We start from the raw sequence: 16,239 nt of genomic DNA, 5'->3' as shown, positions 1-16,239 counted from the left end.
TGACCATCGCCATTCGAGAGGCTTTCTCTGCCTTCCGGCCGAACGAGTGCCGCAACTATCTCACCGCCGCTGGATACGATGCCTATGATCCAAGCTGAGCGGGCACGGCTCTAGCAGGAACGGTACGCCCTCGCGAAAGCTCCCCGGTCACCCTTTCTCAATCACGAAATCGCGCGCTCAAGGTCCCTCGTACGGTAGGGAGGTGCAGGCGGCGAAAATGTCAGAATTTGTTCAGCGATCGGGTGTCTTGATGCAGCACGCCCCGCGGTGAAGCTTTAATCCCGAGGGGACGCGATCCGGAGTTTGTGTCATGAAGCATGTCAAGACTTATGGCCTCCTTGCCACCGTCATTGGTGGCCTGACGATGTCTGCCGCCACAACCACCACAGCCGAGGCTGCCGGCGGGTGCGGTTACGGCTATTACCCCTCCGCGTTCGGGTGCAAGGCCACATCCCGCGCGTTCGGCTACTACGCGCCCCGCCCCGTGCCGGTTTATGGCTATGGTTACGGATATCGCCCGTATTACCGGCCCTATTACCGTCCTTACGCCTATGCTCCTCGGCCCTACGCTTACGCACCCCGCCCCTACGTGCGGTTCGGCTTCTGAGAATGACGAAGGGTGCTCCCGGCCGACCCGGAAGCACCCCCTCGTTCGATGGTAGCGAGGCGGGCGACGATAGGCCTGGATCGCATGAGACCCAGGCCTGATCCGCCCTCAGTGACGTCAGCGGGTCGGCGCGCTGGTACCTTTGCCCGATGCTCCCGGAGACGACCCCGAACCGGCATCATTGGCGCCCGTGCTGTTCGACGTGCCTGAGCGGCTCTTGTCTCCCGTGGAGGGGCCGCTCCCGGCGGCTCCCGGCGATGAACCGGCTCCCGCATCGTTCGGCCCGGTGTTGTTCATCGTGCCGGACTTCGTGGTTCCGGAGCCACCTTCCGCAGCGAGGGCGGGCGATCCGAGGAGCAATGCCCCGGCGAGGGCAAGCGTCAAAGCTTTCATGCGTTTCTCCCTGAGTCTGGCGCGGTGCACGCCGAAGGAAACGCAAAATTCAGCTGTGACGTTCCGGCACAGGCGGCAATGACGATCCGGCAGGCCGAGCCTGTCGTCGAGGGCATCGGGTGAGACGATCTGGATCGATGTCTGTGCCGAGAGTCCTTCGAGGTCTGCTTAGCTTGTCGACTGGCGGAGTTCAGACCGACCCTGACGCCTTCCATCTCGCAACGTAGGCGATTGCCTCATCTCTTTACTCCGCTCTACTATCGCTGTGCCGGCCATGCGGTGATGCGATTTGAGTCGGCGATGAGGTCGCCGATGTTCGTGGACGAGGGTTGGAAGCCGCCGCGAGAACCGGCTTGGGAGCCGCCTTCACGCAAGCCCCCGATGACCAAGGCACAAGAGCGGGCGGTCGTCTGGATCGTCGGACTGAATGTGGTGCTGCTCTTCGTTGCACCAGTGGGCGGGGCGAGCGTGATCCACGCCCTGATCGCGCTGTTCGGGCGGTCTTAGCCTCAAGGATGAGACGACCAGGATCCCGATCGTTGCTGCCCTGGCGTCACTGTCTACCGTGATCTTCCGAGGGTCTCGCGGATGTGATCCGAACTCCTGCCCCGACTGTTTGTGGCGACCTGTCGTGCTGGATCGCTGATGCTCTTCAGCCCACAGCCACGCAGCGCGGCAAACTTTATTGCTCGCTCACCCCGAACGCGGTCATTCAGTCCTGACCAATGCAACAGAATGCCAGCGTCGCGGTCACCGTCACACGAGACTGGCTGCACCGTACGACATGTTTCACGGAATGGCGTTCAAGGGCGGATCTGGCGGAGCTTACTCTGGCCCTCGCGTGATGGCGGAGAGATGGCGACCCCGGTTGGGCTCGAACCAACGACCTGCCGCTTAGAAGGCGGCTGCTCTATCCAGCTGAGCTACGGAGTCGGGACGCCGACCCCCATCTACCACCACCCTCCCTACCCGTCCATAAGGGACTCTCCCGCAAGGCGTTTCGCCTACGGAATGGCCCGGTTTTCCGGGTATCCAAGCGGGCCTTTCGTAACCCTGGCGTCGGATCCCGAAACATCATCCACAGCCGGGGGGCGGGAAATCCATTGCTACTGGTGTGCTACGCGGTAGAGCAGACGCTCACCCCGGAGAGCACATGGCAGCCAAGGCCGCTCTAGTATTCGACGCATCCATCGTTGCCACCCTTATCCGCGAGGCCACGGCCCCGCCCCGCGACGTCGCCGACGGCGGGTGCCCCGGCCTGACGCTGCGCCTCTCCCCGACGGCCGCGTCGTGGCACGTCCGGGCGCGGTACGAGGGCAAGCAGCATAGGGTCCTGCTGGGGGACGCACGGACGTGGACCCTCCCCCAGGCCCGGGCCGTGGCCGTCGAGGTCCGCCGGCACATCGATGCCGGCAAGGGCGAGCCCGCCCGGGAGTGGATCGAGCTCAAGCGGGCCGCGGTCGCTCGGGAGGCCAAGCGCCGCCGGGGCCAATCCGCTGGCGAGGAGATCGCCGTCCCCGAATACATGCCGAAGACAGCGCCCCCGGCGACGTGGACGTACGGTGAGGCCCGCGCCGCATGGAAGGATTGGATGAAGCGCGAGGCCGAGGCCGGGAGCCTGAGGTCCGCGACCGTCCGGAACTACAGCGGGGTCGTCGGCGGCCTGGCCATGCGGACGCTGGACAGGCGATTCGTTTCGAGGATCGAGGCACCGGACGTCGCGGCCATCGTCGAGTCCCTGGTCTCCGAGGACAAGCGGTCGACCGCCAAGGACGTCGTCCGCGTCACCCGCCGCTTCTGGGAATGGATGGCCGAGCCCGGCCAGGTCCGGCGGTCCGGCGCGAAGGCCGGGGCGATGCTCGGGCTCAAGGCGCCCCGCCTGGGCAGCGTGAAGAGCCGCCGTCATTTCCCGCTCTTGCCCGAGGTCGCCCATATGCTGGCGGTCGCGCAGCATGGGGTCCTTTCGGACAGCGTGGGGATGGCCATCGAGCTCCTCATCTACACCGCGCAGCGCAGGCTCAGCGTCGTGAAGGCGCGCGTTGACGAGTTCGAGCCTTGGGCCGCGCGGGAGGGATGGGGGCTGTGGTGGCAAGGTCATCGCAAGATCAGTCGCGGAGCCCCGACGCCCGAGGATCCACGCCGCGGGTCGCATGCCTTGCCGCTTCCCCCTCACGTATGGTGGCGCGTGCAGGCCTACCTTCGGCGGACCACGGGGGATGCGACGGTCCGGTCGGAATGGCTCTTCCCCGGGATGCGGCCGCGTCGCGCCGGAGGCACTGTGGCGCACATGTCGGAGGACACGCTCACGCACGCAGTCGCGGCCATGCCGGGTCGCCGGGCTAGCCCCCACGACGTCCGCCGCGCGTTCGCGACGGTCTCGCAGAAGGACCACGCGATCCCTGCCACGCAGGTCGGGATGGTCCTTGATCACGCCAACTCGGACCTGCTCCAGGTCGTGGACGGGAACGGCGTGACGAGGAGATACACCGGCGACCAGATGCTGGAGCTCAAGGCCCCCGCCCTGCAGGCCTGGAGCGACGCCCTGGTGGTTGCCCGGCGGGCGGTCGAGCTCCCGGACAGCGAGACCCTGAAGGCCATGCTCGTCGCGGAGAACCTCAGGCAGCGCGGGGTCAAGGATCCGATCGCGGAAAAGGCCAGGCGCGCGGCCGCCTCGGCGAAGGCATGGGCGGAGGGGCGGACGACCCGGCAACGCGCGCGTCAGACGGCGGCGACCTGACCCTGCCGGTCACGCCGGTCCCGCCCCAACTTGCGGGCGAGATCGGACGGCTTGCCCGCCCTCACGAAACCCCGGCTGACCTGCCTGTCCACGGCCGCAAGCTCCTGCAGGGCATCGCCCAGGGCCCGGCGCAGGGCGTCCCGCGCATCGCCGCCGGAGGCCTCCAGGTAAGCGCGCTCCATCTCGTCCACGGCTGTCTCCATCGATTCGCTCATGAGAACGAATGAAGAACAAACGTGATAGCCGACCCAATGTTCCGCGTTGGGCCCCTAGGTGGGCCTGGGCGGCGAGCACCATAGTTGCACGCTCCTGTCACCAATGAACCGCACCAATGTCGAGGGCCGGTGCAACCTCACGTGCGATGACCCCTCAAGCGGTTTGTGGGTTGCGACCTCGGACCTGAGAATTCCTCGACCGTTCGGCGCTTTCGCCGAAGACGGGACGGGGCACCGCCATGGGCTACAAGCATAGACATCCGCAGAACCGTGCGAAGGCGGCGTCCCTGCTCGTCAAGTTGAAGGGCGAGCTCGTGGACGTGACGGGCGTTCAGGTCGAAGCCCTGAGCAACGTCTACGCCGCCGCCGAAGCCTACTGGCAGCTATCCAAGGCGTCCGGGGTCCACCTCTACCAGGAAGGCGGAGGCTGGCATGCCGACCTGGAGTTCAAGGGCCTGCCGCCCGGCGTTCCCACCATCGTCGGCACCCCGGAGCCCGTCCCCACGCGGGAGGAGGCCATCGAGAGCGTGGTCGGGATGATGTCGATGTGCGCCCAGCGCGACAACGTCACTCCTCCGGACCCGGCGACGGGCTTGCGCTGGTTCCGGTTCGACAACCATCAGGTCCCGGTCGATCCGGGGATGCTGGAGCACTTCGTTTCCCGCGTCCCGGTGGTTGCGTTCGACGCCGATCATATCCGGAAGGAGCTCGACCTGCTTCGCGCCGACATCTCTGGCGACGCGCCCGTCACGGCCGAGGCCTGGGCGGCGGCCGAGTTCCAGCTTCGGTACGACGCGTGCCGCATGTGCTGCGCCGCCATGGCCTTCGGCATCATGCAGGTGTCGTACGATCGTCGGTGGACCTCGACCTCGACCTCGTCTCGGCGCCCGCGCCGGGGATGCACTGACCGCGGCGGTCGGTCAGGCGGCGTCGACCATCAACCGGCAGGCCGCCAGGTCGCGGCGTCGATAAAGCTTCGTCCGGACGCGGTCGTATGGAGCCGCGTCCGCGATGCCAGCTTCCGCGAGCCGGCGCAGCGCTTTCTGGGGTGCGAGGCCGAGGACGGCGGCCGCCTCTTGAAGGGTGACGTACTCCAAGGCGAACGCCTCGACGCTCGCCCTGGTCAAGGCCCTGACCGACCGCGGATCACGCGGGCGGTATCCCGGCGACCATTCCAGTATCCCCGCCCGGACCAGGCACCACAGCTTCTTCGGGTCCACGCCGACCAGCATGGCGGCCGCCTCGGGCTCGCTCACCTCGTCGGCGGAGCCCTCCCCCTGGATGACCCCGAGGATCTCGTCACGGTCGATCAGGAGGTCGCCGTAGCGCCGGCCAGTCGTATGGCGTCCCACCCATGCGAGCCGGTCGTCGAGGATGAGGTTCAGGATCTCGACGGTGCCGACACGCAGGCCGGGGGCGGCGCGCTCGACCGTCATCCGCGGCTCGGCAGGGTTGGCCACCGGCACGGCGTTCCGAAACAGCCTCGCCATGAAGGCATCGACGTCCGGGCGCAGGAAGCGGCGCTTCGAGCCCGCGTTCCGTTCGGCCTCGGGCAGGACGGCCAGCAATCCGGCCTCCTCAAGGTGGCCGACCTGCTTCACCGAGAACCCGGTCCTGGCGGCGACATCCTTGGCCGTGAGGTGGTCCTCGACGGTCGCGACGACCTTCCCGAACTCCTCGACGGTGATCCAGAGCCGCCGACCCTCCGCGACGGCCTCGGCTCCCACCAGCCGGAGCAGTCCGACGTCTGACCGAGAGCTCGAAAAGGCGGCGCTCCGTTGCGTGTGCATGCGCCGCTCGTTCAGCCGCACGCCGAGGAAGGCCGTCCCCGGGCTTATGGGAAGGCGAGTGAGCGAATGCAGAGATGCTTGGGAATGGCGATTGACGGTTTGTAGTCGACGCCGTGACCGGCGAGCACCGAACGGACCTCGGCTACGGATCGCCCGGACTTCGTCGCGATGGCCGCCAACAGGGAGGTCGCGTCCAAGCTCTTACGGTCTTCGCTCATGACGTTTTCCCCTGAAGTCGTTCGAGCCTGAGGCGGACGCGTTCGGCGGTCGTCGGGATCAGGTCGCCTGTCGCGGCATCGTGGTATTCCTTCTGCTCATGCTGACGGGCTTTCAGGGTGAAGCCGCCGCGACCGTCCGCGACGCGCAGCACGAGATCGACGCGGCGGTCGTACCAGGCGAGGTCCGGCATATCCGCGACGATACTCTCGACCAGTTCGGAGGCTTTCGGGCCGAGCAGGAAGTCGTGCTCGTCCTTACCCGTCTCCATCCTCCGGGAGCGAGGCAGAACCAACCTACGGCTTTTGAGAAAGCCGAGCACGGTATCGAGCGGTTCGTAGGCCCCGAAGTACCGTCTCAGCATCGGCACGCGACGCAGATCGGGTTCCTCGTCCTCGAAGATTTTGCCGGCGATGGCGAGGAGGCCCGGATCGTTCGTCGCCTCGAAGATCGAGAGGATCTCGTCGGCGAGGTAGTCCGAGTAGCGTATCCAGAAATCGAGCGCCTGAACTTTGGTCTCGCCGCGAAAATAGCGGTCATAGCCCGGGACTGGTTCGCCGCTGTATGGGCGACTGCCCTTCACCAGAATGAAAAGGATACGGAGCGCGTTGCGATGGTAATCGGCCTTGGCCATCGTCGGGTGCGTGTCCGAGGAATTTGAGCGAGAACAGAAAGCGTGAATCGTCCGGCCAAGTTTACAACGCGCGCCGACCTTCCGCAGCCTCAGGTGACGTTTTTTCGTTCCACGTCAGTGCCAGGTTGCCCCGTCGTTCGCATCATCAAGCAGGAACGACTGTTTCTTCACGGCTTCCGAGGATCATGCCCCGACTGATCGGGGGCGCGGACATGGTCGCGAAGCAGGACGTCTGGGATGCCGCGGACCGGATACGGACCCGTGAGCCTGCAAAGGGACAACCGAAGGAACGGGTCTCGGTCCGCAACGTCCGGAAGGAGCTCGGCGACAAGGGGTCCTTCGGTGACATCGGGGCGAGCGTCAAACTGTGGAAGGCGGAGCGCGGCTACCGACCCATCATCGAGGCGGCAGGCCTTCCGGAGGCGCTGGAGAAACGCCTGACGGATTTCGGCGTAGCGCTGATGGAGGAGGTCCGCGTCGAGCAGACCCGAGCCCGGATGGGTGAGATTTCGAACGGGGAGAGCGAGCGGGAGGCGTTCCGCGAGACCCTCGACGAGGCCCTGGCCCACGCCGACGCCCTGGAGGCGAAAGTGGCCTACCTGGAAGCGGAGATCGCCCGCCTCCGTGCCTCCGGCCCCGTGACGACCATTGCCCTGCCTGCCGCCGAGGCCCCTCGCCCGGAGAAGCTGATCGAGATGTTCCAGGGCGTCTACGGCAAGGTCCGTGGTCGCTCGCTGGTGAGCCAGATGGATGCGTTCTGGGTTCAGGTCCGCGAGCAGGTCGGGAATGAACTGTCCAGGCGCGGGCCGATGCGGGTGCACGCCCTGCACACCGCGCTTCCTCCGTGGCTGATCAAGGGCGCGACGGAAATCGACATGCCGCTCACCCCGGCCTGGCTGCGCTACCACCTGCTCCGCATGGTCGAGACCGGCGACGGGCTTGCCGAGGTCGATGGTTGCTTCACCCTTGCGGACACCCGCCAAGCGCCGCCAGAGCCCCCTCCTGAGCCAGAGGTCGACGACGAACCCGAAGAGCCGAGGATTTCGTCACGACGATTCTGGATCTTGTTCGTGGCGGAGGTCCATGACCTGCTGCGGGAGGTCGGGCCGCTCACGGTGGAAGACATCCTCGTGCGCCTGCCGCCTGGCTGGGTGGAGCGTACGAACGACTACAAGCCCATCCAGCCTGGGCGTCTCCGGTACAAGCTTCGCGTTCGCATAGAGTGGAAACGGCCATTCGAGGAGCTGCCCGACGGGAAGTTCGCCGCCACGGGACCCTGGCCCGGAAGCCGGTCGCACGACTCCGAGGAGGCCGCGTAACGCGTAGCGGCATCCGAGACGCGTTACGCTTCGGCCCGGAAGCCGTCACAACGGGTTTTCACCGGCATGGGCGTTCTCACTTTGGGACCATTTGGGTCTTCAGGGTGACGGTTAGAACGCTCAATCACCGTGCGACCGGGATCGTACCGCCTCGATCAGGATGGGCGGCATTTCACGGAGCCGTGGAAAGCCTAGGCAGCTGCTACGACAGGCAGTTCGTCGAGCCTCGTCGTGTAGCGTGGCGAGCGCATCTCGAACTTGGTCGACCATTCGCGCTTCGGGGCGAACCCGGCGGCGCCCGGGACGACCGCTCCGCGTCCGAAGCGACGGTTGCAGGCGTCTAGCGCCTCCATCAGGGCGGCCCCCATCTCGCGGTCGAGTTGGCCGAGGCCGGGCATCGCCCGCTGCGAGGCCGCCAGCGGCATCAGGTCGGTGGTGACCACCCCGGCCTTGGAATAGCGGTACCCGTCCCGCCAGGTCTTCCGGACGCCGTGGGTGGCGGCCTTCACCAGGGCGAGGGTGTCGCTGGTCGCCTCGGGGAGCGTCACGACCGTCGAGACCGAGCGTTGCGGCCGGTCACGGTCGTGCTCCGAGGTGTGGAAGAAGACGGTGACGTGGTTGGTGGCCAACCCCTCGCGCCGGAGCTTCTCGCCAAGTCTGGAGGCATGGGTGGCGACGGCCTGTTCCATGGTCGCGCGATCCTCGACGCGTTCCGAGAACGACCGGGTGACCGCGCATCCCTTCCGGGTGGCGGCGACCGTCTCCAGGTCGAGGCAGGGGGTGCCGCGGAGTTCGTGCACGAGGCGCTCGCCGACCACGGTCATGGTCTTGCGGGCGACCTTCGGATCGAGGTCCCGGACGTCGGCGGCGCTGTCGCATCCCAAGGCCTCCAGGCGGCGGGCGTTGGCCGGCCCGACGCCCCAGATGTCGGGGACCGGCACCCGGATAATCCAATGGTCGTATTGCTCCGGATCGGTCAGGTCGCAGACGCCGCCGAGCACGGGGTTCTTCTTCGCAATGTGGTTGGCGAGCTTGGCCAGCGTCTTGGTGGGTCCGATGCCAACGCAGGTGGGGATGCCCGTCCACGCCCGGACGGTCTCGCGCATGTCGCGGGCCAGGGACTCGCGATCCCTTTCGCGGACGTCGGAGATGTCGAGGAAGCTTTCGTCGATGGAGTAGATCTCGATGCGGGGAGAGAAGTCCCGGTAGACCGCGTTCACCCTGGCCGACATGTCGCCGTAGAGGGCGTAGTTCGAGGAGTAGACCCGCACCCCTTTCGCCTTGCACATTTCGCGGATCTTGAACCAGGGCTCGCCCATCTTGATGCCGAGCGCCTTGGCCTCGTTGGTCCGTGCGATGGCGCATCCGTCGTTGTTGGACAGCACGATCACCGGCACCTTCGCCAGGCGGGCGTCGAAGACACGCTCGCACGAGCAGTAGAACGAGTTTCCGTCGGAGAGGGCGTAGGCCCGGGCGCTCATTCGCAGCGACGCCGTGCGCAGACGGAACCGGATACCACGCCCCACACCTCGATGACGGCGTCGGGAGAGAGTTGGAACTCGGGGAAGCGGGGGTTGGCGAAGTGCAGGGTGATCCGTGGCCCCTGGCGCTTCCAGACCTTGAACGAGCGCTCGCCGTCGATGTCGACCACGACGATGTCGCCGGTGCGTGGGGTGAGCGACCGGTCGACGATGGCGAGGTCGCCGTCGTGCAGGTGGGCCAGCAGCATGCTGTCGCCGGCGACGCGGACCAGGAAGGTCGCCGGGCGGTTGACGATCAGCAGGCTCTGAAGGTCGATTTCTTCCTCGATGAAGTCGTCGGCGGGGCTCGGGAAGCCGGCCCGGACGGCCTTGGCGAGAAGGGACACCGGCATGGGAAAACCGATGGTGACGCCGCTGATCTGCATGGTGCTCCTCCGCGAATCCAGGAACAAAAGCAGAACACGTTCGGCGGGTTCCGTATAGCGGCTACGCTTGTCCGGGGAGGCACATTTTGGTGGGCGCGTCCTTGCCTTGGGGGGTGGGTGTCCCGCCGCCGGGCCGCGGTTCCGCGCGAGAACCGGCGCAAATTCTTGCCTCCGAGGGCGTAGCGCTTGCGGCTATTGCTACCCGTTGGAAGGAATCCGTTAACCATCTGGAACGGGCCGGGGGCCCGCTTCCGGCTCGCCCCCCTTGTCAAAAGGCCGGACTGGCATGCGAGGGCGACAGGAACACCACTGGGGGCATCCTGTTGGGTCGGCATCCCCTTCGGAGAAATGCGATGACGACCGATCCCCTTCAGAAGTACCCCCGGCCGCCGTTCGAGGCCCAGCCCCAGGGTTTTCCCGGCAAGACCGGCAAGATGGCCCCCGAGCCCGATCACGGCGAGGAGAGCTACAAGGGCTCGGGCAAGCTTTCCGGCAAGGCGGCGCTGATCACCGGCGGCGACAGCGGCATCGGGCGGGCGGTCGCCATCGCCTTCGCCCGCGAGGGGGCGGACGTGGCCATCTCCTACCTGCCCGAGGAGCAGGCGGACGCCGAGGCCGTCCAGGGCTGGATCGAGAAGGCGGGGCGGCGTGCGCTTCTCCTGCCGGGCGACCTCAAGGACCCGGCCTACGGGCGCGAGATCGTGGCACGCACCGCCGAAGCGTTCGGCGGCCTCGACCTCCTCGTGAACAACGGTGCCTTCCAGCAGCCGAACGAAGGGTTGGATAGCATCGAGGACGCGGTTTTCGAGGACCACTTCCGCACGAACGTCTTCGGCCCGTTCTACGTGACGAAGGCGGCCATGGCGCACATGAAGCCCGGCGCATCGGTGATCTTCACCTCGTCGGTGAACTCCAAACATCCGATGCCGTCGCTGCTCGCCTACAGCGCCACCAAGGGCGCCCTGAGCAACCTGGTGCTGAGCCTCGCCCAGTTGCTGGCCGAGAAGGGCATCCGGGTGAACGGCGTGCTGCCGGGGCCGATCTGGACGCCCTTCATCCCCTCCGGCATGGATCAGGACTCGGTGAAGTCCTTCGGTTCGAAGGTGCCGTTCGGGCGCCCGGGCCAGCCGGCCGAGCTTGCGTCCGCCTACGTGATGCTGGCTTCCGACGAGAGCAGCTATACCTCGGGTGCCCTGGTCACCGTGGCGGGTGGAATGCCCGTCCTCTGATCGGCATCAATTCCCGGGGGCGGTCGTTTCTACCGTCCCCCACTCGTAGCCTACCGGTCGGGGCCGCTTTCGGGACGTGCTGATGGCGGTCCCTACGTTTGTGTTGGGTAGGGACCCGTCCGTCCGCTCCACGACAGGGTTGGGTGGTTTATTGCCAGCCCGCTTCCGGTCAGCATATGCAGCGAAGCGAACATGGCCGCAGGGACCGCCCACGACCTTTTGCGGAAGCTGGGAACGTCTACTGTCGGGCAGATCGCCCCGCAAAGCGGACGCTGTTTAGGATGCGATGTCCAGCTCTTTGCCGCAAAGGAACCGCTACGGTTCTCGGAGCTGGAGAAGCGGATCGAAGGCGTGAACCAGAAGATGCCGATCCAGCAGTTCAAGGAGTTGGAGAAGGACAGCATCGTCACCCGAACGGTCTACCCCCAAGGTGCCGCCGAAGGTCGAGTATGCACTCAGCGAGAGGGGGGTCGCGCTCGGGCCATCCATCGAGGCGCTGATCGACTGGGCTCTCGTACGCCGGGAGGCGATGGGCGTCGCGTCCGTAGACTCCGCCGGCTGATGCATTTGGGTCGGAACCGGGACGTCCGCTTCAGGGCGAAGGGTGATGGTCCCGTTCCCATCCCTAGTCGATGTTGGGAGGCGGCCGTCGCATGGCCGCTTTCGGGAAGCGCTTACGGCTGGCATGTGTCGAAATCCGTCGGTCCGCTCTGCGACCGGGTCGGGTGGAAAGTGACCCGGTCGCTTTTGATTTGTGGGAGCAGGATAGCAAACGCAGAACCGAGGCATGAACGTGGTGGTGACAGTTCGAAGAGAACATCCCAGAGACGCTGAGACCATCGCCCAGGTCGTACAGCGTGCCTATGCCGATGTCCCCTACAGCGATCACCGCGAACACATTATGGTCGATCTTATGCGGGCGTCGGACGCATATATCCCTGAGCTTTCTTTGCTTGCAGAAGTCAACGGTGAAGCGGTAGGCCATGTCCTGCTGACGAAGGCGCATATTGGGTTTGGTTACTCAGCCTTCCCAACGCTGGCTCTGGCACCTTTATCAGTAGTGCCAGCATTCCAGCGCCAAGGGATCAGCAAGCTCTTGATCAGTTATGCTCACGATCAATCCGCCGCTCTTGGCTTCGCGACTATCCTGCTTGTTTGTATCCCGAATTACTACCAGCAATTCGGCTATGAGCGTTTGAGCCGCTGCCCGATCAAACTTCCATTCGATGCACCGGACGCGAATTGCATGATCTTGCCGCTAAAGCCGGGTGCGCTCGACGGCGTGTCTGGCATAGTTTGTTACGCTGAGGGTTGGCTTGAGCACTGAACAGCCGCTCCGCAGATTGTTACGAAGTGAGATGGACGGCTCAAGTGGGTTGGGACCTGTCCGTCCGCTCTTCGACGGGACTGGGTGGACTTCTGCTTGCCCGCTTCCAGGCGGCGGATGCATTCAAGCAGACATAGCGTCGGAAACCGCTCACTACCCATTTAAGACATGATCACTGATATCGGCGAACATTCGACGAAGGCGACGTGCCGGATATGCAGGGCGTCAGCGGGCGCGATTGGCATTCCAAAGCGCATCGGCAGTCTCGATTGCAGCTGTCAAAACCTGGGACGGGACGCCGTCACGTGCTTGGATGGAAAGACCGAGCAGGATGCCGTCGAGCAGCGACGCGAGCCCCTCGACGTTCGTTAGACCACTCAGTTCTCCCGCTGTGACCGCTTGCTCCACACACCGCCGGATCCGATTGCGATTGGAGGCCCGCTCCTTGGCCGTGAGTGCTCGCACCGCGTCGTCTTCATCCCCACCGAGCAGGGCGGACAGGGTGACGAGGCAGCCCGTCGGGTGCGTAGTATCCGCCTGCATCCTCGCCGAGCGCTTCAAGGTCTCGAAGATCCGTTCGCGCGGCGGCAGGCTCTCGTCGTGCAGGGGGGCCACCACGCGACCATGCGAAGCCAAGTATCGGTCGAGTGCCTCGCGGTAGAGCGCGGCCTTCGAGCCGAAGGCCGCGTAGAAGCTTGCCGACGAGATACCGCCCATGCCGCGGCGCAATCGGTCGAGCGAAGTGCCATCGTAGCCATGATGCCAGAACAGGCGCATCGCGCCCTCAATCGCGGCGTCGCGGTCGAAGCCGCGTGGGCGCCCGGTGCGTGCCATGGCTCATCTCCCGTCCATCATCTGGAATAATCGATCCATAAGTCGTTGACAAGCATCCGTACCCTTCGATATCTGGATCGAACGTTCCAGATGAAGGCACCCGATAATGGCAACAACGACGACCGTCCTCGCCGAACGACGGGACGAGGAGCTACCGGTTTCGGCCCTCCTGGCCCTGGCGATGACCGGCTTCACCGCCATCCTGACGGAAACGCTCCCTGCGGGCCTGCTTCCGCAGATCGGGACGGATCTACAGGTCTCGGAGGCGTTGGCGGGGCAGCTTGTGACGAGCTACGCGGCCGGCTCGCTCGTCGCGGCCATCCCGCTCGTCGCATGGACCCGGGGCTGGCGTCGGAGGACGACGCTGCTCGCCGCGATTGGCGGCTTCCTGATCTTCAACACCCTGACGGCGTTCTTGACGGATTACCGCCTTATCCTCGTCGCCCGGTTCCTCGCCGGGATGGCCGCAGGTCTCTCATGGGGCATCCTCGCGGGTTACGCTCGGCGCATGGTGCCGGAGCGCCTGCAGGGCAAGGCGCTCGCGCTTGCCATGGTGGGGACGCCCGTCGCGCTCTCACTGGGGGTGCCGGCCGGAACGCTCCTCGGAGCCGCCGTCGGCTGGCGGGCGGCCTTCCTAGCCATGTCCGCCACCACGCTGGTCCTGATCGTATGGGTACTCCGGCGGGTCCCCGACTACGCCGGGCAGCCGGCGGGAGAGACGTCATCCGTGCGCCAGGTCCTCACGACACCCGGAGTGCGGCCGGTCCTGGCGGTGATCCTCACGTGGATGACGGCGCATAACATTCTCTACACCTACATCGCCCCCTTCGCGGCGCTGTCGGGCCTACAGGCGCGCACGGACCTGCTCCTCCTCGGCTTCGGTCTGGCGGCGCTTGCCGGGATCTGGCTGACCGGGGTGCTCGTGGACCGCATGCTGCGGACCCTCGTGCTGGCGAGCCTCGGCGCATTCGCGCTTACCGCCCTGATGCTCGGGGCCTTTGGTGGTAGCGCCGCCGGCCTGATCGCATGCGTGCTGATCTGGGGTCTGTCGTTCGGAGGCGCGGCGACCCAACTCCAGACCGCCATCGGGGACGCGGCCGGCGATGGCGTCGACTACGCCAACGCGATGGTCACGACCGTCTGGAACGCCGCCATCGCGGCCGGAGGCCTCCTGGGCGGACTCATTCTGGATCGCTGGGGCGCGCAGGCTTTCCCTTGGGTGGTCATGGCGCTGGCGGCGGCCGCATTCGCAATCGCCGCGGCGTCTCGTCGACACGGCTTCAAGCCCGGCCGCCGCGGCGCCGCCTGATCATTCCCGGAGGTAGGGGCTGCCGATGTTCGCCGGATTGGCTTGCGCTTGCCTTGCCCTATCGGCCGCCTCGATGGATGTGTCGCCGAGGTCCTCAAGGTCCGGTAGATGCGGGTGCCCTCGGGACCATAAAGGAAATGAGAGCGCCAAGGTCGGTCCGGGGAAGGCTACCTGCCGGTCGCAATCGCACAGCAGGCGTCAGGCTATACTGCTCGGGAGAGCAGATGACGCAGCGTCGGTCGGCAACCAATCGCCCTAACTTGTGTTGCGAACCCATGACGACAAAGCGCTCCATGGAAGCCTCTGCCGTCCTCGTCGTCGAGGACGACGACCTCGTGCGACTCTGCGCGGTCGAGATGCTGGAGGATGCGGGCTTTTCAATCGTCGAGGCGCGACATGCCGATGAGGCGTGGTTCATTCTTCACGAGCGCTCGGACATCGGTGCGCTTTTCACCGATGTCGACATGCCGTGCACCATGTGCGGAGTGACCCTGGCCGGACGTGTCCACGACGCCTGGCCTGAAATCCGCCTCGTCGTGACATCGGGACGCCAGCGGTTCGCCGACGGTGAGATCCCGGACCACGGCCTGTTCGTGCCCAAGCCCTACAGCGCGGACCAGGTCATCGACGCGATCCATCACGCTGTCTGACCGTCGGCCGTTACGCGTCGCTGTCCCTGCCGTGGCGGTCGATCTCGGCTCCGAAGGAAGCGGGACGCGGGATGCGCTTCCCGTTGCCCGCTTCCCGAATCAACGATTCCTTAACCATGTCCGCCCGTGGCTCCAATCGAACCTGGGACCGGTCTCGTCGCTCTCGGTCGCGCCGTGTCACGTAGGCACGTCTTCGTTCGAGAGCGACAAAAGATCTGCCGGCGTCGGCCTACCTGTCTCGTCGCTTCCCGGCGTTAGGGCATCGCCCGAATGCGTCCGAGCCTTGGTCGGCGTATCCCAGGGGCCGGCTCATGGCTGGTCCTGGGCGGCACGAGCGTTCTCGGCCAGCCTCACGCGGATCTCGTCGAGGGTAACGGGCCGGAATTCGAAGCAGTCGACGCCGACATCGGTCCTGGTGGCGGTCCCGGGCAGGCTGCCGTGCGAGTGGCCGTAGAGATGGAGGTCACCGTGGTGCATGCGAGGCCACACTACGTGGGCGTAATGCGACAGCCAAAGCCCCGTGGATGTCCCGTCGGCGTTTTGGACCACGACCCGGGCGACGTCGACGACGGGCCCGTCCCAGGGCAGGCGCGCCCCGATTTTTTCGTGGTTGCCACGGACGAGGAAACGCCGGCCGTTGAGGCGGCGGAACACGTCCCGGGCGTAGGTCTCCGAGCAGCGATAGCAAAAGTCGCCGAGGTGCCAGACGGTGTCGTCGGGCCGGACGGCGGCGTTCCAGCGCGCGATCAGCGCCTCGTCATGCTCCTGGATGGACGCGAACGGACGGCGAAGCGACATCCGTTCGGACAAAATCGCGGCGTGGCCAAAATGGGTGTCGGAAACGAAAAAGTGGCGATGCATGGCAGCCTCGGCGTGAGCGGAGGCTGGGCGCGTGGCGGCACTCCGGGATCAGTCGGCGGGGTGGCGGCCTATGCGTATCATCGGGGTCTCCTGGGAACGGGAAGACCGTGCCCTGGTCCGTCGTGGGAGGCAAGGCGTGGAAAGCATGTCCGCGGACCAAATCAGGCTTCGGCGCGGTGCGACTGCCGCCCGAACCTTGGAAGCGGCGTCGG

Annotated in this window: 17 protein-coding genes, 1 tRNA gene and 1 pseudogene; 10 read left to right on the top strand and 9 right to left on the bottom strand. The window is 66.0% G+C overall.

Annotated elements, in window-relative coordinates; translation table 11 throughout:
• The first annotated feature begins 310 nt into the window (after positions 1-310).
• Positions 311-607, top strand: a complete 297-nt coding sequence (locus ASF32_RS21095) for a hypothetical protein (RefSeq protein ID WP_056433093.1) — start codon at positions 311-313, stop codon at positions 605-607.
• A 117-nt stretch (positions 608-724) separates the two neighbouring features.
• Here ASF32_RS21095 and ASF32_RS24870 read toward each other — a convergent pair whose 3' ends face one another.
• The gene (locus tag ASF32_RS24870) at positions 725-1,000 is read right to left on the bottom strand and encodes a hypothetical protein (RefSeq protein WP_082470521.1); all 276 of its coding nucleotides are present in this window, start codon (positions 998-1,000) and stop codon (positions 725-727) included.
• A gap of 381 nt (positions 1,001-1,381) precedes the next feature.
• On the opposite strand from ASF32_RS24870, the gene ASF32_RS26940 reads away from it, so the two are divergent.
• Entirely contained in the window at positions 1,382-1,507 is a 126-nt protein-coding gene (locus ASF32_RS26940) for a hypothetical protein (RefSeq protein WP_280136576.1), read from the top strand.
• 349 nt (positions 1,508-1,856) lie between these two features.
• Here the strand turns inward: ASF32_RS26940 and ASF32_RS21085 are convergent.
• Positions 1,857-1,933: transfer RNA gene (locus tag ASF32_RS21085), tRNA-Arg, on the bottom strand.
• A 220-nt stretch (positions 1,934-2,153) separates the two neighbouring features.
• On the opposite strand from ASF32_RS21085, the gene ASF32_RS21080 reads away from it, so the two are divergent.
• Positions 2,154-3,737: an integrase family protein gene (locus ASF32_RS21080; protein WP_056433087.1), complete on the top strand. Its 1,584-nt coding sequence runs from the start codon at positions 2,154-2,156 to the stop codon at positions 3,735-3,737.
• Here the strand turns inward: ASF32_RS21080 and ASF32_RS21075 are convergent.
• The gene (locus tag ASF32_RS21075; protein ID WP_244483686.1) at positions 3,719-3,940 is read right to left on the bottom strand and encodes a hypothetical protein; all 222 of its coding nucleotides are present in this window, start codon (positions 3,938-3,940) and stop codon (positions 3,719-3,721) included. The genes ASF32_RS21080 and ASF32_RS21075 overlap by 19 nt on opposite strands.
• A gap of 251 nt (positions 3,941-4,191) precedes the next feature.
• On the opposite strand from ASF32_RS21075, the gene ASF32_RS21070 reads away from it, so the two are divergent.
• On the top strand, positions 4,192-5,703 hold the full coding sequence (locus tag ASF32_RS21070) for a hypothetical protein (protein WP_056433081.1): 1,512 nt from the start codon (positions 4,192-4,194) through the stop codon (positions 5,701-5,703).
• Between the two features lie 83 nt (positions 5,704-5,786).
• Here the strand turns inward: ASF32_RS21070 and ASF32_RS25635 are convergent, their stop codons facing one another.
• Together ASF32_RS25635 and ASF32_RS21065 are read right to left on the bottom strand one after the other, a co-directional pair.
• Entirely contained in the window at positions 5,787-5,960 is a 174-nt protein-coding gene (locus ASF32_RS25635) for a hypothetical protein (RefSeq protein ID WP_156467918.1), read from the bottom strand.
• The gene (locus tag ASF32_RS21065; RefSeq protein WP_056433077.1) at positions 5,957-6,592 is read right to left on the bottom strand and encodes a hypothetical protein; all 636 of its coding nucleotides are present in this window, start codon (positions 6,590-6,592) and stop codon (positions 5,957-5,959) included. The genes ASF32_RS25635 and ASF32_RS21065 overlap by 4 nt, the downstream gene beginning before the upstream one ends.
• A gap of 185 nt (positions 6,593-6,777) precedes the next feature.
• Between ASF32_RS21065 and ASF32_RS21060 the strand changes: the two genes are divergently transcribed.
• Positions 6,778-7,911 carry a DNA-binding protein gene (locus ASF32_RS21060; protein ID WP_056433074.1) on the top strand — a complete coding sequence of 378 codons (1,134 nt, stop codon included), beginning with the start codon at positions 6,778-6,780 and terminating at the stop codon, positions 7,909-7,911.
• 191 nt (positions 7,912-8,102) lie between these two features.
• On the opposite strand, the gene ASF32_RS21055 is transcribed toward ASF32_RS21060, so the two are convergent.
• Positions 8,103-9,392, bottom strand: a complete 1,290-nt coding sequence (locus tag ASF32_RS21055) for a Y-family DNA polymerase (RefSeq protein ID WP_056433071.1) — start codon at positions 9,390-9,392, stop codon at positions 8,103-8,105.
• Entirely contained in the window at positions 9,389-9,817 is a 429-nt protein-coding gene (locus ASF32_RS21050) for a S24 family peptidase (protein ID WP_056433171.1), read from the bottom strand. The genes ASF32_RS21055 and ASF32_RS21050 overlap by 4 nt, the downstream gene beginning before the upstream one ends.
• A gap of 353 nt (positions 9,818-10,170) precedes the next feature.
• Here ASF32_RS21050 and ASF32_RS21045 point away from each other — a divergent pair, with 353 nt between their 5' ends.
• The 3 genes and pseudogenes from ASF32_RS21045 to ASF32_RS21035 all read left to right on the top strand — a co-directional run bounded on the left by ASF32_RS21045 (position 10,171) and on the right by ASF32_RS21035 (position 12,373).
• Positions 10,171-11,046 (top strand): SDR family oxidoreductase, encoded by an 876-nt coding sequence (locus ASF32_RS21045; RefSeq protein WP_056433068.1) that lies wholly within the window; start codon positions 10,171-10,173, stop codon positions 11,044-11,046.
• A gap of 291 nt (positions 11,047-11,337) precedes the next feature.
• A pseudogene (locus tag ASF32_RS24865) lies at positions 11,338-11,608 on the top strand (helix-turn-helix domain-containing protein); the annotation flags it as partial.
• A 225-nt stretch (positions 11,609-11,833) separates the two neighbouring features.
• On the top strand, positions 11,834-12,373 hold the full coding sequence (locus tag ASF32_RS21035) for an N-acetyltransferase (RefSeq protein WP_082490484.1): 540 nt from the start codon (positions 11,834-11,836) through the stop codon (positions 12,371-12,373).
• A 225-nt stretch (positions 12,374-12,598) separates the two neighbouring features.
• Here ASF32_RS21035 and ASF32_RS21030 read toward each other — a convergent pair whose 3' ends face one another.
• On the bottom strand, positions 12,599-13,207 hold the full coding sequence (locus tag ASF32_RS21030; protein ID WP_056433064.1) for a TetR/AcrR family transcriptional regulator: 609 nt from the start codon (positions 13,205-13,207) through the stop codon (positions 12,599-12,601).
• Between the two features lie 106 nt (positions 13,208-13,313).
• Between ASF32_RS21030 and ASF32_RS21025 the strand changes: the two genes are divergently transcribed.
• Positions 13,314-14,516 (top strand): MFS transporter, encoded by a 1,203-nt coding sequence (locus tag ASF32_RS21025; protein WP_056433061.1) that lies wholly within the window; start codon positions 13,314-13,316, stop codon positions 14,514-14,516.
• A gap of 275 nt (positions 14,517-14,791) precedes the next feature.
• A complete protein-coding gene (locus ASF32_RS21020) occupies positions 14,792-15,166 on the top strand; it encodes a response regulator (RefSeq protein WP_056433059.1) in 375 nt (124 codons plus the stop codon).
• Between the two features lie 309 nt (positions 15,167-15,475).
• On the opposite strand, the gene ASF32_RS21015 is transcribed toward ASF32_RS21020, so the two are convergent.
• Entirely contained in the window at positions 15,476-16,027 is a 552-nt protein-coding gene (locus tag ASF32_RS21015) for a metallophosphoesterase (RefSeq protein ID WP_056433056.1), read from the bottom strand.
• Positions 16,028-16,239 lie beyond the last annotated feature (212 nt).

The sequence above is a fragment of the Methylobacterium sp. Leaf91 genome (genome assembly GCF_001422815.1).
Taxonomy (GTDB): Bacteria; Pseudomonadota; Alphaproteobacteria; order Rhizobiales; family Beijerinckiaceae; genus Methylobacterium.
Note: the sequence above shows the minus strand (reverse complement) of the source record. Positions and strands in the feature narration are given on the sequence as shown.

Coding starts and splice junctions, on each gene's coding strand:
- ASF32_RS21015 (WP_056433056.1), bottom strand. CDS start 16,027: ATGCATCGCCACTTTTTCGTTTCCGACACCCATTTTGGCCACGCCGCG.
- ASF32_RS21050 (WP_056433171.1), bottom strand. CDS start 9,817: ATGCAGATCAGCGGCGTCACCATCGGTTTTCCCATGCCGGTGTCCCTT.
- ASF32_RS21080 (WP_056433087.1), top strand. CDS start 2,154: ATGGCAGCCAAGGCCGCTCTAGTATTCGACGCATCCATCGTTGCCACC.
- ASF32_RS21045 (WP_056433068.1), top strand. CDS start 10,171: ATGACGACCGATCCCCTTCAGAAGTACCCCCGGCCGCCGTTCGAGGCC.
- ASF32_RS21030 (WP_056433064.1), bottom strand. CDS start 13,207: ATGGCACGCACCGGGCGCCCACGCGGCTTCGACCGCGACGCCGCGATT.
- ASF32_RS21065 (WP_056433077.1), bottom strand. CDS start 6,592: ATGGCCAAGGCCGATTACCATCGCAACGCGCTCCGTATCCTTTTCATT.
- ASF32_RS21095 (WP_056433093.1), top strand. CDS start 311: ATGAAGCATGTCAAGACTTATGGCCTCCTTGCCACCGTCATTGGTGGC.
- ASF32_RS21070 (WP_056433081.1), top strand. CDS start 4,192: ATGGGCTACAAGCATAGACATCCGCAGAACCGTGCGAAGGCGGCGTCC.
- ASF32_RS21075 (WP_244483686.1), bottom strand. CDS start 3,940: ATGGAGACAGCCGTGGACGAGATGGAGCGCGCTTACCTGGAGGCCTCC.
- ASF32_RS21055 (WP_056433071.1), bottom strand. CDS start 9,392: ATGAGCGCCCGGGCCTACGCCCTCTCCGACGGAAACTCGTTCTACTGC.
- ASF32_RS21025 (WP_056433061.1), top strand. CDS start 13,314: ATGGCAACAACGACGACCGTCCTCGCCGAACGACGGGACGAGGAGCTA.
- ASF32_RS25635 (WP_156467918.1), bottom strand. CDS start 5,960: ATGAGCGAAGACCGTAAGAGCTTGGACGCGACCTCCCTGTTGGCGGCC.
- ASF32_RS26940 (WP_280136576.1), top strand. CDS start 1,382: ATGACCAAGGCACAAGAGCGGGCGGTCGTCTGGATCGTCGGACTGAAT.
- ASF32_RS21020 (WP_056433059.1), top strand. CDS start 14,792: ATGACGACAAAGCGCTCCATGGAAGCCTCTGCCGTCCTCGTCGTCGAG.
- ASF32_RS24870 (WP_082470521.1), bottom strand. CDS start 1,000: ATGAAAGCTTTGACGCTTGCCCTCGCCGGGGCATTGCTCCTCGGATCG.
- ASF32_RS21035 (WP_082490484.1), top strand. CDS start 11,834: ATGAACGTGGTGGTGACAGTTCGAAGAGAACATCCCAGAGACGCTGAG.
- ASF32_RS21060 (WP_056433074.1), top strand. CDS start 6,778: ATGCCCCGACTGATCGGGGGCGCGGACATGGTCGCGAAGCAGGACGTC.